18 protein-coding genes are annotated in these 17,005 nt (G+C 71.2%); 9 read left to right on the top strand and 9 right to left on the bottom strand.

What is annotated here, in order from left to right:
- The first annotated feature begins 79 nt into the window (after positions 1-79).
- The 5 genes from AN216_RS08160 to AN216_RS08140 are packed head-to-tail and all read left to right on the top strand — an operon-like array spanning position 80 to position 5,667.
- Positions 80-1,363, top strand: a complete 1,284-nt coding sequence (locus AN216_RS08160) for an NAD(P)/FAD-dependent oxidoreductase (RefSeq protein ID WP_070195924.1) — start codon at positions 80-82, stop codon at positions 1,361-1,363.
- Positions 1,360-2,154 (top strand): DUF1365 domain-containing protein, encoded by a 795-nt coding sequence (locus tag AN216_RS08155; RefSeq protein WP_244502367.1) that lies wholly within the window; start codon positions 1,360-1,362, stop codon positions 2,152-2,154. Before AN216_RS08160 ends, AN216_RS08155 begins: the two co-directional genes overlap by 4 nt.
- Entirely contained in the window at positions 2,151-3,440 is a 1,290-nt protein-coding gene (locus tag AN216_RS08150) for an SAM-dependent methyltransferase (protein ID WP_070195923.1), read from the top strand. Before AN216_RS08155 ends, AN216_RS08150 begins: the two co-directional genes overlap by 4 nt.
- On the top strand, positions 3,437-4,840 hold the full coding sequence (locus AN216_RS08145) for an SAM-dependent methyltransferase (RefSeq protein WP_070195922.1): 1,404 nt from the start codon (positions 3,437-3,439) through the stop codon (positions 4,838-4,840). The genes AN216_RS08150 and AN216_RS08145 overlap by 4 nt, the downstream gene beginning before the upstream one ends.
- On the top strand, positions 4,837-5,667 hold the full coding sequence (locus AN216_RS08140) for a DUF1295 domain-containing protein (RefSeq protein WP_070195921.1): 831 nt from the start codon (positions 4,837-4,839) through the stop codon (positions 5,665-5,667). The genes AN216_RS08145 and AN216_RS08140 overlap by 4 nt, the downstream gene beginning before the upstream one ends.
- Positions 5,668-5,725: 58 nt before the next feature.
- Here the strand turns inward: AN216_RS08140 and AN216_RS08135 are convergent, their stop codons facing one another.
- Complete coding sequence (locus AN216_RS08135; protein WP_070195920.1) at positions 5,726-6,493, bottom strand: anti-sigma factor; 768 nt, start codon at positions 6,491-6,493, stop codon at positions 5,726-5,728.
- Complete coding sequence (locus AN216_RS08130) at positions 6,490-7,074, bottom strand: sigma-70 family RNA polymerase sigma factor (RefSeq protein WP_070195919.1); 585 nt, start codon at positions 7,072-7,074, stop codon at positions 6,490-6,492. Before AN216_RS08130 ends, AN216_RS08135 begins: the two co-directional genes overlap by 4 nt.
- 12 nt (positions 7,075-7,086) lie before the next feature.
- On the opposite strand from AN216_RS08130, the gene AN216_RS08125 reads away from it, so the two are divergent.
- Positions 7,087-7,338 (top strand): hypothetical protein, encoded by a 252-nt coding sequence (locus AN216_RS08125; protein WP_070195918.1) that lies wholly within the window; start codon positions 7,087-7,089, stop codon positions 7,336-7,338.
- A gap of 42 nt (positions 7,339-7,380) precedes the next feature.
- On the opposite strand, the gene AN216_RS08120 is transcribed toward AN216_RS08125, so the two are convergent.
- The 4 genes from AN216_RS08120 to AN216_RS08105 all read right to left on the bottom strand — a co-directional run bounded on the left by AN216_RS08120 (position 7,381) and on the right by AN216_RS08105 (position 9,755).
- A complete protein-coding gene (locus tag AN216_RS08120; protein ID WP_070195917.1) occupies positions 7,381-8,055 on the bottom strand; it encodes a sortase domain-containing protein in 675 nt (224 codons plus the stop codon).
- A gap of 15 nt (positions 8,056-8,070) precedes the next feature.
- Positions 8,071-8,859 carry a hypothetical protein gene (locus tag AN216_RS08115; protein ID WP_079166385.1) on the bottom strand — a complete coding sequence of 263 codons (789 nt, stop codon included), beginning with the start codon at positions 8,857-8,859 and terminating at the stop codon, positions 8,071-8,073.
- Between the two features lie 276 nt (positions 8,860-9,135).
- Positions 9,136-9,378, bottom strand: a complete 243-nt coding sequence (locus AN216_RS08110) for a hypothetical protein (protein WP_070195915.1) — start codon at positions 9,376-9,378, stop codon at positions 9,136-9,138.
- On the bottom strand, positions 9,375-9,755 hold the full coding sequence (locus AN216_RS08105) for a DUF6415 family natural product biosynthesis protein (RefSeq protein ID WP_139140876.1): 381 nt from the start codon (positions 9,753-9,755) through the stop codon (positions 9,375-9,377). The genes AN216_RS08110 and AN216_RS08105 overlap by 4 nt, the downstream gene beginning before the upstream one ends.
- Positions 9,756-9,962: 207 nt before the next feature.
- Between AN216_RS08105 and AN216_RS08100 the strand changes: the two genes are divergently transcribed.
- Both AN216_RS08100 and AN216_RS08095 read left to right on the top strand, forming a co-directional pair.
- On the top strand, positions 9,963-11,045 hold the full coding sequence (locus AN216_RS08100; RefSeq protein WP_244502366.1) for a DNA-binding protein: 1,083 nt from the start codon (positions 9,963-9,965) through the stop codon (positions 11,043-11,045).
- The gene (locus AN216_RS08095) at positions 11,042-11,602 is read left to right on the top strand and encodes a flavoprotein (RefSeq protein WP_070195913.1); all 561 of its coding nucleotides are present in this window, start codon (positions 11,042-11,044) and stop codon (positions 11,600-11,602) included. Before AN216_RS08100 ends, AN216_RS08095 begins: the two co-directional genes overlap by 4 nt.
- 66 nt (positions 11,603-11,668) lie before the next feature.
- On the opposite strand, the gene AN216_RS08090 is transcribed toward AN216_RS08095, so the two are convergent.
- Together AN216_RS08090 and AN216_RS08085 are read right to left on the bottom strand one after the other, a co-directional pair.
- Positions 11,669-12,505, bottom strand: a complete 837-nt coding sequence (locus AN216_RS08090) for an aldo/keto reductase (protein ID WP_070195912.1) — start codon at positions 12,503-12,505, stop codon at positions 11,669-11,671.
- Positions 12,506-12,610: 105 nt separating this feature from the next.
- Entirely contained in the window at positions 12,611-14,437 is a 1,827-nt protein-coding gene (locus AN216_RS08085; protein ID WP_070195911.1) for an AMP-dependent synthetase/ligase, read from the bottom strand.
- Between the two features lie 540 nt (positions 14,438-14,977).
- On the opposite strand from AN216_RS08085, the gene AN216_RS08080 reads away from it, so the two are divergent.
- Positions 14,978-15,898: a sulfotransferase family protein gene (locus tag AN216_RS08080; RefSeq protein ID WP_070195910.1), complete on the top strand. Its 921-nt coding sequence runs from the start codon at positions 14,978-14,980 to the stop codon at positions 15,896-15,898.
- A 51-nt stretch (positions 15,899-15,949) separates the two neighbouring features.
- Here AN216_RS08080 and fdhD read toward each other — a convergent pair whose 3' ends face one another.
- Positions 15,950-16,831, bottom strand: a complete 882-nt coding sequence (gene fdhD / locus AN216_RS08075; RefSeq protein WP_070195909.1) for a formate dehydrogenase accessory sulfurtransferase FdhD — start codon at positions 16,829-16,831, stop codon at positions 15,950-15,952.
- Positions 16,832-17,005 lie beyond the last annotated feature (174 nt).

The following is a 17,005-nucleotide window of genomic DNA, read 5'->3' as shown; positions in this document are numbered from 1 at the left end:
TCGGTCGGCAATCCGGGACGCCCGTGGCGCCGAACCCCCGACACGGGCCGGGTTCTTCGGCCCTACCGAAGGGAGGCGTATGCCCGAGGGACAGCACAGCACCGCCGTGGTGGGCAGCGGGATAGCGGGCCTGACCGCGGCCTACGTACTGCGGCGGGCGCACGAGGTGACGCTGTACGAAGCGGACGACCGACTCGGAGGACACGCGCACACGCACGAGTTGATGTCCCCGCACGGCCTCGTGCACCAGGTCGACTCCGGCTTCATCGTGCACAACGCCCGCACCTACCCGCTGTTGTGCCGGCTGCTGACGGAACTGCGCGTACCGACCCGGGAGTCGGAGATGAGCATGTCCGTACGCTGCGAGGGCTGCGGGCTGGAGTACGCGGGCGCGCGCGGCCCGCGGGGACTGTTCGCCCGGCCCCGCAACGCCGTCACCGGCGACTACCTGCGGATGCTCACCGAGGTGCCCGCCTTCCACCGGCAAGCCCGCAGGCTGCTCGAGACCGAGCCGGCGGACCCGGCCGACGGCGTGCTGCGCACCCTCGGCGACTTCCTCTCCGCCGGCAGGTTCTCGCGCTACTTCACGGCACACTTCGCGATACCGCTGGTCTCCGCCGTGTGGTCCTGCGCGCCCGGTACGGCGCTGCGCTACCCGGCCCGCTACCTCTTCCAGTTCCTCGCGCACCACGGCATGCTCGGCGTCCGCGGCTCCCCGACCTGGCGCACCGTACGCGGCGGCTCGCGCAGCTACGTCGAGCGGATCGGCAAGCAACTGCCCGTCGTTCACACCGGCGACCCGATCCGGGCGGTGCTCCGCCGGCCGCACGGCGCGGCGATCGTCACCGCGGACGGCACGACCCGCTCGTACGACTCCGTGGTGCTCGCCGTGCACCCCGACCAGGCACTCCGGCTGCTGGCCGAGCCCAGCGAGGCGGAGCGCCGGGTGCTGGGCGCGTTCCACTACTCCCGCAACGAGACCCTGCTGCACACCGACGACTCGCTACTGCCCCGCCGAGCCGCGGCACGGGCCGCCTGGAACTACCTGTTGCCCGACTGTCGTCCCTCGGCCGGCCCGGTCCAGGTGAGTTACGACATGCGCAGGCTCCAGGGACCGGACGCGCCCGAGCGGCATTACGTCACCCTCGGCGGGACCCCTCGCGTACGACGGGACCAGGTGCTGGCCCGTATGGTCTACGAACACCCGGTCTACACCCCGGAGTCGGTGCGCGCCCAGCGGGAACTCCCGGCCCTCAACAGTCCGGTCCTCGCCTTCGCCGGCGCCTACCACGGCTGGGGCTTCCACGAGGACGGCTGCCGCTCAGGCGTACACGCCGCCCGCGCTCTCGGAGTCCACTGGTGACCGGCCACCGACCGGGCGCCGCCGCGCGGGTGGCACGGGTGGCGCCGACCCCCGCCCTCTACCACTGCACCCTCACCCACCGGCGCGCCGGGCCCGTACGCTACGCCTTCCGGAGTCGTACGTACCTCTGGCTGGTCGATCCGGCACGGCCGCCGCGGCTGCCCCGGCCACTGCGCTGGCTGGCCCGATTCGACGCCCGGGACCACTTCGACGGCACCGCCCCGGACATCCGCGCCGGACTGGACCGGTTCCTGACCGCGCGGGGCGAACCGCCGCCCGACGGCCCGGTGCTGATGCTCGCGCACGCCCGGGTGGCCGGCCACGTCTTCAACCCGCTCACCGTCTTCTGGTGCCACCACGCCGACGGCACCCCGCACTGCGTGGTCGCCGAGGTGCACAACACCTACGGCCAGCGGCACTGCTATCTGCTGCACCCGGACGACACGGATGCGGCGCGCGCCGCCAAGGAGTTCTACGTCTCGCCGTTCTTCCCGGTGGACGGCCACTACGTGATGCGGTTGCCGGCACCCGGCGCGAGGCTGGCGTTGACCGTACGGCTGGAGCGGCAGGGCCGGCCGGCACTCACCGCGACGGTGCGAGGCTCTCGGCGGCCGGCCACGGTCCGCGGCCTGTGCCGGGCCGTCGCCCGGCACGGGTGGTCGACGGTGGCGGTGTCCGCGGGTATCCGCTGGCACGGCGTACGGCTGTACCTGCGCGGGCTGCCCGTACAGCCCCGCCCGTGGAGAGGCACCCGGAAAGCCCCTCGGCAAGCTCAGGAGGTCCCGCAGTGACCGCTTCCGCGCCCGGCGCCCCGCCGGGATCTGGCACCCGGCGGCCGGATCCGGAGCGCTGGCCCGACGTCGCCGAGGTCCCGCGCTGTGGCCGCGCTCGGGCGGCACTCGCCCAGTCGTTCGTACGGCGCGCCGTGGCCCGGCTGCCGCTGTGCGTGACGCTGCCCGACGGCCGGACCTGGGGGCGGGGCGGGCCACGGCTGGAACTCCGCGACCCGGTCGCCTTCCACCGACGGATCGCCGTGGACGGCCTGATCGGCTTCGGCGAGTCGTACCAGGCGGGCGAGTGGGAGGCGCCCGACCTGGTCGCGGTGCTGACCGTGCTGGCGGCCGAGGTGCGTACGCTCGTGCCGCAGCCCCTACAGCGGCTGCGCGGGATGTACGTACGCCGGCGGCCCGCCGCCCAGCGCAACACCACCCGGGGCGCGCGGGACAACATCCACCGGCACTACGACCTGTCCAACGACCTGTTCGCGAGCTTCCTCGACCCCGGCATGTCGTACTCCGCCGCGGTGTTCCGCACCCTGCCGGCGAACCCGTCACACCTGTGGGCGGCGCAACAGCGCAAGGTCGATCGCCTGTTGGACCTGGCCGGGGTGGGCCCCGGCAGCAGACTGCTGGAGATCGGCACCGGCTGGGGCGAGTTGGCGCTGCGCGCGGCGGAACGCGGCGCCGAGGTCGTCACGATCACACTCTCCGAGGAACAGCGTCGGTACGCCCAGCGCCGTGTGGCGGAGGCGGATCCGCCCGGCCGGGTGGACGTACTACTGCGGGACTACCGGGAGGTGACGGGACACTACGACGCCATCGTGAGCGTCGAGATGATCGAGGCGGTCGGCGCGGAGTTCTGGCCGGAGTTCCTCCGAGTGCTGGACCGGCGGCTCGCCCCCGACGGTCGGGTCGCGCTGCAGGCGATCACGATGCCGCACGACCGGATGCTGGCCACCCGGGACACGTACACCTGGATTCAGAAGTACGTCTTCCCCGGCGGCATGCTGCCCTCCGAGGAGGCGGTGGCCCGGATCAGCGCGGAGCGGACCAGCCTGCGACTGACGCGTTCGGACGGCTTCGGACCGCACTACGCGGAGACCCTCCGACTGTGGCGGGAACGCTTCACCGCCCGGACCAGACACGTTCGACGGCTCGGCTTCGACGAGACCTTCCAACGGATGTGGACCTTCTATCTCGGCTACTCGGAAGCCGGCTTCCGCTCCGGCTACCTCGACGTCCGGCAACTGCTCCTGGAGAAACCACCGCTCCAGGAGGGAGGAGAGAGCAGCACGTGAACAACACGGCCCGACACCTGCACGGCACCCTTGAGCGGCTGCTGGGTGGACCGCTGCCCATAAGGCTCCGCGCCTGGGACGGAAGCGAGTCCGGACCCGCCGACGCCCCCGTCGTCGAACTGCGCTCCCGTCGCGCGCTGCGCCGCCTGTTGTGGCAACCGAACCAACTCGGGCTCGTCGAGGCGTACGTCGCGGGGGAACTCGAGGCGGCCGGCGAACTCACGCCCGTCCTACGCGCCCTGCGTGCCGCCGTCCCGGCACGTCCCGGGACGAGGTCGCGACCGCGACCCACTCTTCCGCAGGCCGCCGACGCGGCCGTGCTGCTGCTGCGGCTCGGTGCTGTCGGCCCCCGCCCGCCGCGTCCCGGCGCGCCCCGTGCCGCCGTGCGGGGCGTACGCCACAGTAGGGCCCGGGACCGGGCGGCGATCAGTCACCACTACGATCTGTCGAACGACTTCTACGCCCGGCTGCTCGGTCACCCGATGGCCTACTCCTGCGGCTACTGGACCCGCCCCGGCGACCCCGCCTACGACGTCACGGACGCGCAGCGCGACAAGCTGACGCTGGTCTGCCGCAAGCTCGGACTGGGGCCGGACGACCGACTGTTGGACGTCGGCTGCGGCTGGGGCGCCCTGGCGGAGCACGCCGCCGCGGAGTACGGCGCGCGGGTCACGGCCGTCACGCTGTCCGAGCGGCAGGCGGCGTACGCCCGCACCCGGGTACGGCAACGGGGATTGGCGGACCGGGTGGACGTACAGCTGCGGGACTACCGGGACATCCGGCAGGAGCGGTACGACGCGGTCTCCGCGATCGAGATGGGCGAACACGTCGGAGACACGGAGTACCCGGGATTCGCCCGCCGCTTGCACGCGCTGCTCCGGCCCAGCGGGCGGCTGCTGGTCCAGCAGATGTCTCGGGGTCAACACGCTCCGGGCGGCGGCGCGTTCATTGAGGCGTACATCGCGCCCGACATGCACATGCGCCCGCTGGGCCGGACTCTCTCGTTGCTCGAGACAGCCGGCCTGGAGGTGCGGTCCACCGAGTCGATCCGGGAGCACTACGTCGCCACGGTCCGCGCGTGGCTGCGCACCCTGGAGCGGCGGTGGCCCGAGTTCGTGGAGCTGGTCGGCGAACCGACCGCGCGGGTGTGGCGGCTCTACCTCACCGGCGGGGCGCTCGCCTTCGAGACCGGCGGGATGGGCGTGGACCAGGTCCTCGCGGTGCGCCCCGGTGAGCGGGGCGCCAGCGGCATGCCCGCAGTGCAGCCCGCCTGGCACGGCACGTCCCGGCCGCATGGTGTGGCTGAACCATACGGTGGCGCCGAACCATACGGTGGCGCCGAACCGGACGGGACCGCCGGATCGGACGTCGCCGGGCCGGACGGGGGAGACGCGAGGTGAACGGTCTCGTGTGGTCCGAACTCGCCCGTGTCCTACCGGCCACGGCCGGTGCCGCGCTGATCGTCCTGCTGGTCACCTACGCCCGAGCGCTCGCCAAGGGTGTGCACCGGATCGTCGATGTCGCCTGGGGACTCGCCTTCACCGCCGTGGCGGTGGTGACGTACCTCCTGTCGGCCGACGAGGGCGGCGACCACTGGCGACGGCTGCTGCTGACCGCCTGCACGGCGCTTTGGGGCCTGCGGCTGGCCGCCCACATCGCGCGGCGCGGGAGCAGGCATGGTGGCCGCGAGGACCCGCGGTACGCACGCCTGCTGAGCAGGGCGCCCGGCAACCAGGCGCTGTACGCCCTGTGGAAGGTGTACCTGGCGCAGGCGGCGCTGGTCTGGCTGGTCTCGCTGCCGGTGCAGGCCGGCCAGTACGTCCCCGCGCCGGTCGGCCCGGTCGCGCTGGCCGGGGTCGTGCTGTGGGCGACCGGGCTGTTCTTCGAGGCGGTCGGCGACGCGCAACTCGCCCGCTTCCAGGCCGACTCCGCGAACCGCGGCAGGATCATGGACCGGGGGCTGTGGGCCTGGACTCGGCACCCGAACTACTTCGGTGACTGCTGCGTGTGGTGGGGCCTCTTCCTCCTGGCCGCGGGTAGTTGGTCGGTGGCGGGCGCCACGGTGATCGCGCCGCTGGTGATGACCGCGCTGCTCACGGTGGGCAGCGGGAAGCGGCTGCTGGAGCGGGATCTGGCGGACCGGCCGGGATTCGCCGAGTACGCCGCCCGCACCAGCGGCTTCCTCCCGCTGCCACCGCGGCGGGGCCGCCCTCCCCGTACGGGTTGAGCACGTCGTACGGGTGGGGCGTACCCAGAGGCCGGGCCCGGCCCGACATCTGCCGCGCTCACGCCTGGCCGCTGGCGCCGGTGAGCCTCAGCAACGTCAGCGGTTCGGAGGTGGGTTGTGGCGATCCGCCGTCCGGCTCCACGGTGAGACCCATCGCCGAGGCGTCCCGTACGGGGCCGTCCATCAGCACCGTCGCGCCCCGCTCAGCGGCACTCAGCAGACCGGCCGGGCGCATGGTGCCGCCCTCGCTGAACCACAGTTGGTACACCTTGCCCTCCGGAGCCCTGGGCAGGTCGGCGGCGAAGAACGCCGCGCGGTCGGCGTCCCGGGACACCACCACGGACGCCGTGCCACCCTCCGGCAGCGCGCCGCTCCTGACCCGCGCGTCCGGCGCGGACAACACCCGGGCCAGCGTCTCGGCCCGTTCCTCGCGCTGTTCGGCGTGCTGCCGGGCGTCCTGCGCCGACTCGTACTGCCACACGGCCACGCCACCGAACAGCGCGGCGGCCAGCGAGGCGGCCAACGCGAACATGGGCAGCGCGCGAGCGCCCGGCCGGAGCCGAGAGCCAAGCCGACGGGTGCGGGAGACGGGTGGCGGCTCCTGCCGCACCTCGGCGATCTCCCGCAGTACCTGCCGCCGCAGCTGCGACGGTGGTGGCGCGGCAGCCGCCAGCGCCAACCGCTCCGCCGTGGCGGTCAGCTCGCGCACCTCCACGGCGCACGACTCGCAGCGCGCCAAGTGTCGTTCGAACTCGCGGCGTTCGGCCTCCGGAAGGGCGTCCATGCTGTAGGCGCCGGTCAGGGTGTGTGGATCGGTGCTGGTCACGCGCTCACCCCCAGGCAGTCCCGCAGACGAATGAGTCCGTCCCGCAGCCGGGTCTTCACAGTGCCCAACGGCAGCGTCAGCAACTCGGCGACCTCGCGGTAGGTCAGCCCACGGTAGTAGGCCAGCGTGATGGACTGTCGTTGCACCTCGGTGAGAGTGCGCATGCAGCGCCGCACCTGTTCCCGCTCGAGCCGGGCCTCCACCTGCTCGGTGACGTCGTCGAAGGCGGGCGCCTGGTCCAGCAGCGCGGCGCGGTGCTCGCGATCGCTGGCGGCCTGCGCGGACCGCACCCGGTCCACGGCACGCCGATGCGCCAACGTCATCACCCAGGACATCGCGCTGCCGCGCTCCGGCCGGAAGCGGGGAGCACTGCGCCACACCTCGACCAACACCTCCTGGGCGACCTCCTCCGACTGCGCGGGGTCCCGCAGGACGCCGCGTACAAGGCCGAACAGAGGCTCGGCGACGATGTCGTACACGGCGGCGAACGCCTCCTGGTCACCTCTGGCGACCCGCTCCAGCAGCCCGTCCAGGCCGGGTCCCGGCTGGGCCGTACGGGCGGCGCGGGCGGACTCCCTCATGCCCGCCCGTCCATGCCACGTACCGGGTGGCGACACCCGGTCACGGCGGCTGTCCGTACGGGTTCCGGGCCTGTCGGGCGGGCACTGCTGGGGACGGCGCTGATCATGTACTCCTCCGGGGACCGGCGGCTGTCGCCGCACTCCATCCTGCACCTGGACACCCGTGCTTCGTTGCCCGAGGCGCGGCGGATTGGTCCCGGGGTGGTGCTCTTCCGTCAAGCATCCCTGCTGGGCGAGGGTGCTCGGTCGTGGGTCACCGAGTAGCCCAACGCTCCTGTCGAGCCAGCGTGCTGCCGGGCTCACCTCTCATGTTGCGTTGCCCTCCACCAGTTTCAGGTGTGCGTTCACGATCAGGTTCGATCGGTACGTTTCGTTCCCGTCGTCCCAGTCAGCGCAGGTCAGGAGCGTGAGTCGGGGTTCCGGCGTGGGTCCGTAGACGCGCTGGGAAGGGAAGTCGTCCTTGGGCCAGATCGTCATGCTGTCGACCACGTAGGTGGCGGTTCGTCCGTCCGCGCGGTCGATGGTGATGCGATCTCCCTCCTCCACGGCCCCGAGACCGTAGAACGCCGCGGGCCCGCTGCGGGAGTCGAGGTGGCCCACCAGGATCGAGTTGCCCTGGCTTCCGGGAGAAGGGGAGCCGGTGTACCACCCGGTATGGTCGGCGTCACTGGGCATGGCGATCGCCCCGGCCGTGTTCAGCGCGACGCGTTTGACGTCTGTCCCAAGCCCGATGGCTGGGATCTCGACACGGGTGGGGGGCGACTGGGTCAGCGTGCCGCGCTCCCCGCGTGGCCGCTCGCCAACCGACGGGTTGGACGGGCGTGCGGGGGCACGTACGGCGTCCTTCGGTACGGGGGGCGGTTCGGAGCTCGACGTGAGATCGAGCGTGAGCAGCGTGGTGCCGAGGAGGGCACAGGCGGTGGTCGCCGCGGTGAGAACACCGCGGCGACCCCGGGGCCCGAGCGTGGGCTTCCCGTACATCTGCCTGCTCAGCGGTCAGTTGGAGCGGATGCTGCGGCGGCGCAGGTAGAACCCGGCGCCGGCGGCCAGCAGACCGGCGCCGGCCAGACCGGCCGGACCCGCCTCGAAGCCGTCGCCCTGCGTCCCGCCGAGCCCGCCGGAGATGCCTCCGGTCGGGGTCTTCTTCAGAGTCCCGCACAGAGCGGGTGCGGTCGCCTCGAGCGGGAGTTTCGGGTCGAGCAGGCTCTTGCCGAGGTTGAAGTCGTACTTGCCGTTCTTGTTGTAGTCGATGCCGTGCACCACGACCACCGCGGTGCCCTCACGCAGCGACTTGGCGGTCTCCTTGCTGACCGTGAAGCTGCGCTTGTAGTGGTACTGCGAGCCGGTGGGGAACCGGTCGACCGCGAGCGCCGACTTCGGGCTGGTGTCGCCCTTGGTCGTCAACGAGGCGCCGATCCTGCCGTAGAACGGTTGGCCATCCACGGTGGAGAGGGACAGCTTGCCGTTGTGTTCCTGGGCGGCCGACTCTGGCGGGCACACCCCCTTGGCGGCGATGTGGAAGTGCTGTGCGTGCGGGGCGTTGAGGAGGCCCTGGGCTTTCACCCGTACTGTCACGTGACGGTCTTGGAGGCGTACCTCGGCCGATCCGTGTCCGTCGACCTTGTTGACCTTGAACGGGTCGAGTGTGGCGTGCAGCGCCACCTTGCCGTGTTGCTCGGGGGCGGGCTTGCCACCGGCGGTGGCGGCCGGCGCGAGGGCCATGAGTGGAGCCAGGGCCACCGCGGCGGCACAAGTGGCGGTGAGGGACTTCTTCACGTGTGTCATCTCCAGCCGACTGGGAGGGATACGATCCGGTCCCCGAGCGGTCACACCATGACCTGGCGTACACATCGGACTACCGGCCTCGACGTGATCGACTCTGCACAGCTGTCGCACGGCGCCGCCACCGCAACGGTCACCCAAGGGCGGTTGTAAAGGCGCCGTAAGGAACAGGAAATCCCTGGTCACGCCGTACTCTCCAGCCGTCTAGTCGGGATACGACCAATGGAGCAGGCGAAGACGTTCATGGCCTGCGAAAGCCCCGCCCGGTGGCGTGTGGGCTCACGTGACGGTTCGCGTCGTGGACCGGCTGCCGAGGGCGTCCAGGGCGGCCAGGTCCTCCCGCAGCCATTCCGGGGCGAGGGGCGAGCGGGCGTAGACGCGGGCGCAGGGCACGCAGGCGTACGTGGACCAGCCGGGTCCGGAGTTGCCCTGTACCAGGGCGACGGTCATGCGCTCCTCCGCTTGGGCACGGCAGCGACAGCACTCCCCGGGTGTGGCGAGGTAGCCGTTCTCGGCGTTCACCTCTCCACCGCCACGTACGTCAGCAGGACCTCGCAGTCCCGGGCCAGGCGGCGTACCTGGGCGACGGCGGACAACAGGCCGTCACCGAGCCCGTGGGTCAGGTGGTCGCGTACGTCCCGCAACCGGGCGTCGCGCTCCTCCCAGTCCGGGGAGTCGCGCCACTGGCTGTCGTTAGCGGACTCGGCGAGCGGCAACAGCAGGATGGTGTGGCCATGCAACAAGCGCTCCAGGTCCACCAGTTCCTCATAACGGGGAGAGGGACCTCGTACCAGAGCACGGTCGATCGCGGCACGGATCGTGGGCACGTCCACCGACCCGGTGTCAGCCGTCGCTTGGCCTGGCCCGGCGGGCTCGGGCGGTCTGGTTGTAGCGTGCATGGTCGCTCCTTCGTCACGGTAAGCCGTTGTGTCGCAACATAGAGCGAGGTACGACTAGGGTGAGCACGCAAAGTGCGTGCTTCGTTCCGGGAGTCGCGGTGGACACTGAGAGCATCGGTCGGCGCATCGCCTATTGGCGAGAGTTGCGCGGTTTCACCCAAGGCTTCGGACGCCTCATGGGCAAGTCCCGACGCTGGGTACAGGACCTTGAAGGGGGTCAACGGCAGAGCGATCCCAGGGTTTCGGTGCTCCAGGGCGGCCGATGTCTTCCGAATCCCCCTGGAACGCCTCCTGGCCGACGACACCACCCCCGAACCCAGCCGCGTCTTCAAGCTTCCAACCGAGGTCGCCGCACTGGTCGACTCTCTCTATGCCTCCGCCCACGACGGAAACATCGTTGACCTCGCCGAACTCCGACGGCGCATCACGTTCTGTTGTCAGGCTTGGGCTTCGTGCCACTACGCTGCTGCGGCACGGGACCTTCCCGGTGTCCTGGCAGACGCACACCGATCCGCGGTATCGAGAGGCGAAGCCTCTGCTTTGCTGTCCCGCGCCTACCAACTCGTTGCCAGCCTGCTCTTCAAGTACGGGGAGTTGGCCCGCACTCCGGCGGTACTGGCCGCAGACCGGGCCCTCAGAGCAGCCGAGGCTTCTGGCGATCCGATCGCGATGGCCGCCGCTGCACGGAGAGTTGCCCGCGGCCTCATACATCAGCAGCGGCACACCACCGCCGCCGACTACGCCACGGCCACCGCCGCTGACCTCAGGCCCCATCTGGAGCGGTCCGGTGTGGCTGGACTGTCCGCGCTCGGCATGCTGTATCTCGTGGCCGCCGTTGGTGCGACCGGTGAGGGCAGGTCGCGGCAGGCCGTAGCAGCCGCCACGGAAAGCTTGGGCGAAGCCACGCAGGTGGCAGAGCAGCAGGGTGGAGAAGGGGCTGACTTCACTTCGTTCGGGCCGACCAACGTGGAACTGCACGAGGTGGACGTGCTGCTGAGGCTGGATGATGCTTGGTCCGCGATCGAGGCTGCGCAGCGCATTGATACCGGTGCGATTTCCGCGTTGGGACGGGAGCGGCAGGCCCGGCACTTGGTGACGACTGCACGCGCTTCGGCCTTGACTCGGAGCCGTGAGGACGCTGTCAGGGACTTGCTGGAGGCTGAGCGGCTCGCGCCCGAAGAGATGCGGCGGCCGTCCGTTACCCGGCTCATCGGCGAGCTGACGGAACTGGTGTCCGCCCCCGGACCGGAGTTGACCGGCCTGGCCCGGCGGTGTGGACTCCGCGCATGACCCCAGTGCTCTACCTCATCGCCTGCGCGGCCGGGCCGTCCCAGTACCTGGACCTGGGTGTACGGCTTGCTCAAGGGCGCGGCTGGAATGTATGCGCCATTCTCAGTCCCTCCGCCGCGACGTGGTGGGAGCCGCGGATGAGTGAGTTGGAAGACCTGACAGGTCATCCAGTCCGGTCCCAGTACAAGCTGCCGTGGCAGTCTGATGTGCTGCCGAAAGCGGACGCCATGTTGGTGGCGCCGCTGTCGTGCACGAGCTTGAACAAATGGGGGGCGGGAATCGCGGACACCGTGGCGTTGGGAATCCCGTCAGAAGCCGTGCACATGGGGGTGCCCGTGGCTGTGATGCCGTTCTTCAACCAGGCACAGGCCGCCCAACCTGCGGTGCTCCGTAGCGTGGAGGCGTTGCGTGTGCAGGGCGTGCGGGTGCTGCTCGGTGAGGACGGATATGAGCCGCATCCGCCGAAGACGGGGCGGGCGGCTGAATTCCCCTGGGCCCGCGCGCTGGATGCTGTGAGGGACATGTTCGCTCGCCAGGAGGCGGACTCAGAGCGGTAGTTGGCGATGTGCACGGGCGTACGCGCCGGCCCCCGGCCGGGGACCGGCGCGTAGGCGGCCCGTGGGTCAGCCGAGGAAGTTCATCGTCTCCGGGTCGGCGCCCAGCCGGGTGTCGGTGTTGAGCCCGCCGATGGTCGCCAGGTCGGCGGCGTCCAGCTCGAAGTCGAAGACGTCGAGGTTCTCCCGAATCCGCGAGGGTGTCACGGACTTGGGAATCGCGACGTTTCCGATCTGCAGGTGCCAGCGCAGCACGACCTGGGCGACGGTCTTGCCGTGCTTCTGGGCGAGGGTGCCCAACTGCGGGTCGTCGAGCAGGTCCTTGCCCTGGCCGAGCGGTGACCACGCCTCGGTGACGATGCCGTGGTCGGCGTGGTACGCGCGCGGGATACTCTGCTGGAGCCGGGGGTGCAGCTCGATCTGGTTCACCGCCGGCACGATGCCGTGCTCGTCCAACAGCCGCTGGAGGTGCGCGGGATGGAAGTTGGAGACGCCGATCGCCCGGGCACGGCCGTCGGCGAGGATCTTCTCGAACGCCTTCCAGGTCTGGGTGTACGTGTCGACCGCCGGCATCGGCCAGTGGATGAGGTAGAGGTCGACGTAGTCCAGGCCGAGCCGCTCCAAGGAGGCGTCCACGGCGGCCAGCGCGGTGTCGTGCCCCTGATCGCTGTTCCAGAGCTTGGTCGTGATGAAGAGTTCCTCGCGGGGAATCCCGGCCGTACCGAGGGCACGGCCGGTGCCGCGCTCGTTCTCGTAGACCGTGGCCGTGTCGATGCTGCGGTAGCCGGCCTCAAGCGCGCTGCCCACGGCGCGTTCCGCCTCGTCGTCCGGCACCTGCCAGACACCGAAGCCGAGCTGCGGCATGGCGACGCCGTTGTTGAGGGTGAGGGTGGGGACGCTGCTCACTGGCAATCGGTCCTTACGTGCTTGGCTCTTCTGGGTACGCACGAACAACGCTCGGGGCGCCCGGAACATTCCCGCCACGGACCGCCACCGTGCCTCCGCCCCAGGTCACTGCTGGTACAACGCCTCGATCTCGGTCGCGTACGCCTCCTCGATCGCCCTGCGTTTCAGCTTCAGCGAGGGCGTCAGCAGGCCGTGCTCCTCGGTGAACTGGGCGGCCAGTATCCGGAAGGTCCGGACGGACTCCGCCTGTGAGACATGCGTGTTGGCCGCCACCACCGCGCGCCGTATCTCCGTCTCCAGGTCCGGGTCACTGACCAGTTCGCCCACCGCGAGTTCGGGCTTCGCCCGCATCGTCAACCAGTGCGAGACGGCCTCCGGGTCCAGGGTGACGAGCGCGGCCACGTACGGGCGGTCGTCGCCCACCACGAGACACTGGGACACCAGCGGATGCGCCCGTACGCGATCCTCCAGCGCGCCCGGAGCGACGGTCTTCCCGCTGGACGTCACCAGGATCTCCTTCTTGCGCCCGGTGATCGTCAGGTATCCGTCCTCGTCCAGTACGCCGAGGTCGCCGGTGGTGAGCCAGCCGTCCCGCAGTGTCTCGTCGGTGGCCTGGGGGCTGTTGAGGTAGCCCTGGAAGATCTGGCCGCCCCGCAGCCACACCTCGCCGTCCTCGGCCACCCGCACCGTCGTGCCCGGGATGGGGCGGCCAACGGTGCCGAACCGGGTCTGTTCCGGCGGATTGGCGGTGGCCGCCGCGGTCGCCTCGGTCAGCCCGTAACCCTCGAAGATCCGCATGCCGGCCCCGTCGAAGAAGAGGCCCAGCCAGCGCTCCATGGCGCTGCCGCCGGACACCGCGTGCCGGCATCGGCCGCCGAGCGCCGCCCGCAACTTGGAGTACACCAGCCGGTCGTACACCTGGTGCTGCACTCGAAGCGCCGCCCCGGGGCCGGGACCGGTGCCGAACGCCTTGTGCTCCGCCGCCTCCGCGTACCGCGTCGCGGTCTCGACGGCCTTGTCGAACGGGCCGAGCCGGCCTTCCGTCTCCGCTTTGCGGCGCGCGGCGGCGAAGACCCGCTCGAAGATGTACGGCACCGCCAGGATGAAGCTGGGGCGGAAGGAGGCCAGGTCGGGCAGCAGTACCGCGGCGTTGAGCTGCGGCTGGTGGCCGATCGTGACCCGGCCGCGCAGCATCGCGACCTCCACCATCCTGCCGAAGACGTGCGCGAGGGGGAGGAAGAGCAGCGTGGAGGGCTGGTCGCCGGGCTTGGCATGGAAGACCGGCTCGTAGCGCGCGACGATGTTGTCCGTCTCCGCCATGAAGTTGGCGTGGGTGAGGACGCAGCCCTTCGGGCGGCCGGTCGTACCGGAGGTGTAGATGACCGTGGCGACGGTGTCCGGAGTGAGGGCCAGTCGGTGTCGGTGCACGACGTCGTCGGCGAGGTGCGCGCCCGCGCGCCGCAGTTCTTCCTCGGCGTCCGCGTCCAGTTGCCAAAGGCGCTTCAGGAGCGGGAGCCGGTCGATGACCGAGCCGACGGTCATGGCGTGGTCCTCGTGCTCGACGACGGCCGCGCTGACCCCGGCGTCGTGCAGCATCCAGAGGACCTGCTCGGCTGAGGAGGTCGGATACAGCGGTACGGACTGCGCGCCGACGGACCAGAGCGCGAAGTCGAACAGAGTCCACTCGTAGCGTGTACGGGACATGATCGCGACCCGGTCGCCGAACCGCACGCCCTCGGCGAGCAGGCCCTTCGCCAGCGCCAGGACCTCGTCGCGGAAGTCCGCGGCGCTGATATCACGCCACTGGCCCGCGGCGTCCTTACGTGCCAGCGCGACCCGGTCCGGGTCCGTGGCGGCGTGTTCGAAGACGACGTCCGCCAGTCCGCCCACCTGAGGTGCCGTCGCCGCGGCGGGGACGGTGAACTCCTGCAATGGTCCTGCCTCTCCACGCTGGATACAGCGTCGTGACCGTATCTAATCCGGCCCGTGGGCGGGAGAGGGGCCGAGGCGGCTCCGCTGGTCATTGTGGACACTTCGGGAAGTGAGCGGGGGTTTTGTTGCAGCACGCTTCCGGGATCTCCACGAAACCTACGCTGCCCTGGCGTGACCGGGACGGCGGACCCCGGGGCGGGCGATGGCTGGAAAGCATCGTCCATCGGCGGCTCCCGGCGGCTCCCGGCGGCTCCCGGCGGCTCCCGGCGGTCCCAGCGGTTCCGGCGGTCCCAGCGGTCGCCAACGGGCACCGCGGGTTTCGCGAGCGGGGCGACGACCGGACGGACCACCCGGGGAAACCCCCGCGCCGCCTGCCGGACACCTGCCGTTCGGTCCGCTCCGGTGGTGTGGTCACTGTCGCCGGGCAGCGTCGGACGCGGCGACTCGTACGGACGGGGAACCGGGGGCCCGGTGCCGACGGACACCCTGCCGTACGCCCGTCCACCACACCGCGAGACCGCGAGACCGAGAGGGCGCCCGATGCCGGACCCGCGTACCCAGACCGTGAGCAAGGGCCTGCGCCGCAGAGGCCGGCTGATCGCCGAGGCGTTGCGCCCCCCGGCCGGCACGACGTACGCCGGTACCGGCGCCCCGGTGGGGGTGGCCGCGGCGGCCGAGGACGCGGCCACGCCGGAGTACGTCGCCCCGCTCGCGACCCGGCTGGTCGAGTCGCCGGTGTTCCTGCTCTCCCCCGTGCGTTCCGGCTCCACCCTGCTGCGGGTGCTGCTCAACAGCCACCCGGCGATCCGCGCCCCGCACGAGATGCACCTGCGCACCGTGCACGTACGCCTGGGGCGGGACTTCACGCCGGGCGCGATGCGCGAACTCGAGCTGGACAAGGACGAGCTGGAGCATCTGCTGTGGGACCGCGTGATGCATCTGGAGCTGGAGCGCAGCGGCAAGCGGATCATCGTCGACAAGACCCCGCCGAACACCCTGATCTGGCCCCGGCTGCGGCGTGCCTGGCCGCAGGCGCGCTACCTCTTCCTGCTGCGGCACCCCGCCGCCGTCGTCAGCTCGCTGGTCAACCGTCGCCGGGACCCGGACCCGGGGCAGATCCACGCCGAGGTGCTGAAGTACTGCGAGCGTCTGGAGGAGGCCCGGCAGACGCTCACGGGGCACACCGTGCGCTACGAGGAGCTGACCGCGAACCCGGAGCGGGAGACCCGCGCGATCTGCCATTACCTGGGTGTGGACTGGGACCCGACGATGCTCGACTACGGACAGCAGGACCACGGTGCGTTCCGCCCGCACATCGGGGACTGGAGCAACAAGATCAAGTCCGGCCGGATCCAACCCGCTCGGAAGCGTGAGGCCGGGGGGCCGCTGCCGCCGAGGCTGGCGCGTATCGCGGAGAGCTGGGGATACGACGACGAGGTGGCCGCGGCGGAGGCGGACTGAGGGGCCGGGCCCATGGGACAGAGCGGCCCCCACAGTGCCGACGGGATGGCCTCAACGATCCGCGGCGGCCGTGCTCTCGGCGGTCTCCGCGGGCTCCGCGATCCCGGTGAGCCGGCGCGCGCCGGCGTACACGTTCATCGAGCTGCCACGCAGGAAGCCGACCAGCGTCATACCGGTCTCGGCCGCCAGGTCCACCGCGAGGGAGGAGGGCGCCGAGACCGCCGCCAGCGCTGGTATCCCGGCCATCACGGCCTTCTGCACCAGCTCGAAGGAGGCCCGCCCGGACACCATCAGCAGGGCGTCGGTGTGTGGCAACTGGCCCTCGCGTAGCGCGTGCCCGACCAGCTTGTCGACGGCGTTGTGCCGGCCGACGTCCTCGCGGACGCCGAGCATCTCACCGTCCGGGGTGAACAGCGCCGCCGCGTGCAGGCCGCCCGTACGGTCGAAGACCCGTTGTGCCGCGCGGAGCCGGTCCGGCAGCAGGGCCAGCACCGAGGGGTCGAGCGAGGGGGTCGTCGGGCCGTCCTCCGGGAGCGGCCAGCGGGTGCGCGTGCGGACGGCGTCCAGGCTCGTCTTGCCGCAGAGGCCGCAGGACGAGGTGGTGTAGACGCTGCGCTCCAGGCTGATGTCCGGTTCGGGGACCTCGGGGGCGAGCCGTACGTCGACGATGTTGTACGTGTTCGAGCCGTCCTCGCCCGTCCCCGCGCAGTACGCGATGCTGGTCACGTCGCTGGCCTTGGCCAGCACCCCCTCGCTGACCAGGAAGCCCACGGCGAGTGCGAAGTCCTCACCGGGCGTACGCATGGTGATGGCGAGCGGTCGGCCGTTCAGCCGGATCTCCAGCGGTTCCTCGCCGGCCAGCGTGTCCGGGCGCTCGGACACGGCGCCGTCCCGGATGCGCACGACGCGGCGGCGTTCGGTGACCCGGCCCATCACAGTCCCTTCTCACGACGGGGAGACCGGCTGCCGCCGGTGAGCGATCTGTCGCGACGTGATCACTCATCGTGGCGCGATGGTGGGACGTCGCTCGGCCATGGTGCCACTGTCGGAGGTGGTTCGGGCCAGCGGTCCGTGCCCGCGCGCGGTCCTCCCAGAGCAGCTACCAGT

Source organism: Streptomyces oceani (assembly GCF_001751245.1).
Taxonomy (GTDB): Bacteria; Actinomycetota; Actinomycetes; order Streptomycetales; family Streptomycetaceae; genus Streptomyces; species Streptomyces oceani.
The sequence above is the reverse complement of the archived record's forward strand: the minus strand, read 5'-3'. Positions and strand labels throughout refer to the sequence as shown.

What these genes read in the sequence shown, in the direction of transcription:
- AN216_RS08080 (WP_070195910.1), top strand. Translation starts at nt 14,978, where the DNA reads ATGCCGGACCCGCGTACCCAGACCGTGAGCAAGGGCCTGCGCCGCAGA.
- AN216_RS08120 (WP_070195917.1), bottom strand. Translation starts at nt 8,055, where the DNA reads ATGTACGGGAAGCCCACGCTCGGGCCCCGGGGTCGCCGCGGTGTTCTC.
- AN216_RS08130 (WP_070195919.1), bottom strand. Translation starts at nt 7,074, where the DNA reads ATGAGGGAGTCCGCCCGCGCCGCCCGTACGGCCCAGCCGGGACCCGGC.
- AN216_RS08160 (WP_070195924.1), top strand. Translation starts at nt 80, where the DNA reads ATGCCCGAGGGACAGCACAGCACCGCCGTGGTGGGCAGCGGGATAGCG.
- AN216_RS08095 (WP_070195913.1), top strand. Translation starts at nt 11,042, where the DNA reads ATGACCCCAGTGCTCTACCTCATCGCCTGCGCGGCCGGGCCGTCCCAG.
- AN216_RS08125 (WP_070195918.1), top strand. Translation starts at nt 7,087, where the DNA reads ATGCCACGTACCGGGTGGCGACACCCGGTCACGGCGGCTGTCCGTACG.
- fdhD (WP_070195909.1), bottom strand. Translation starts at nt 16,831, where the DNA reads ATGGGCCGGGTCACCGAACGCCGCCGCGTCGTGCGCATCCGGGACGGC.
- AN216_RS08105 (WP_139140876.1), bottom strand. Translation starts at nt 9,755, where the DNA reads ATGCACGCTACAACCAGACCGCCCGAGCCCGCCGGGCCAGGCCAAGCG.
- AN216_RS08115 (WP_079166385.1), bottom strand. Translation starts at nt 8,859, where the DNA reads ATGACACACGTGAAGAAGTCCCTCACCGCCACTTGTGCCGCCGCGGTG.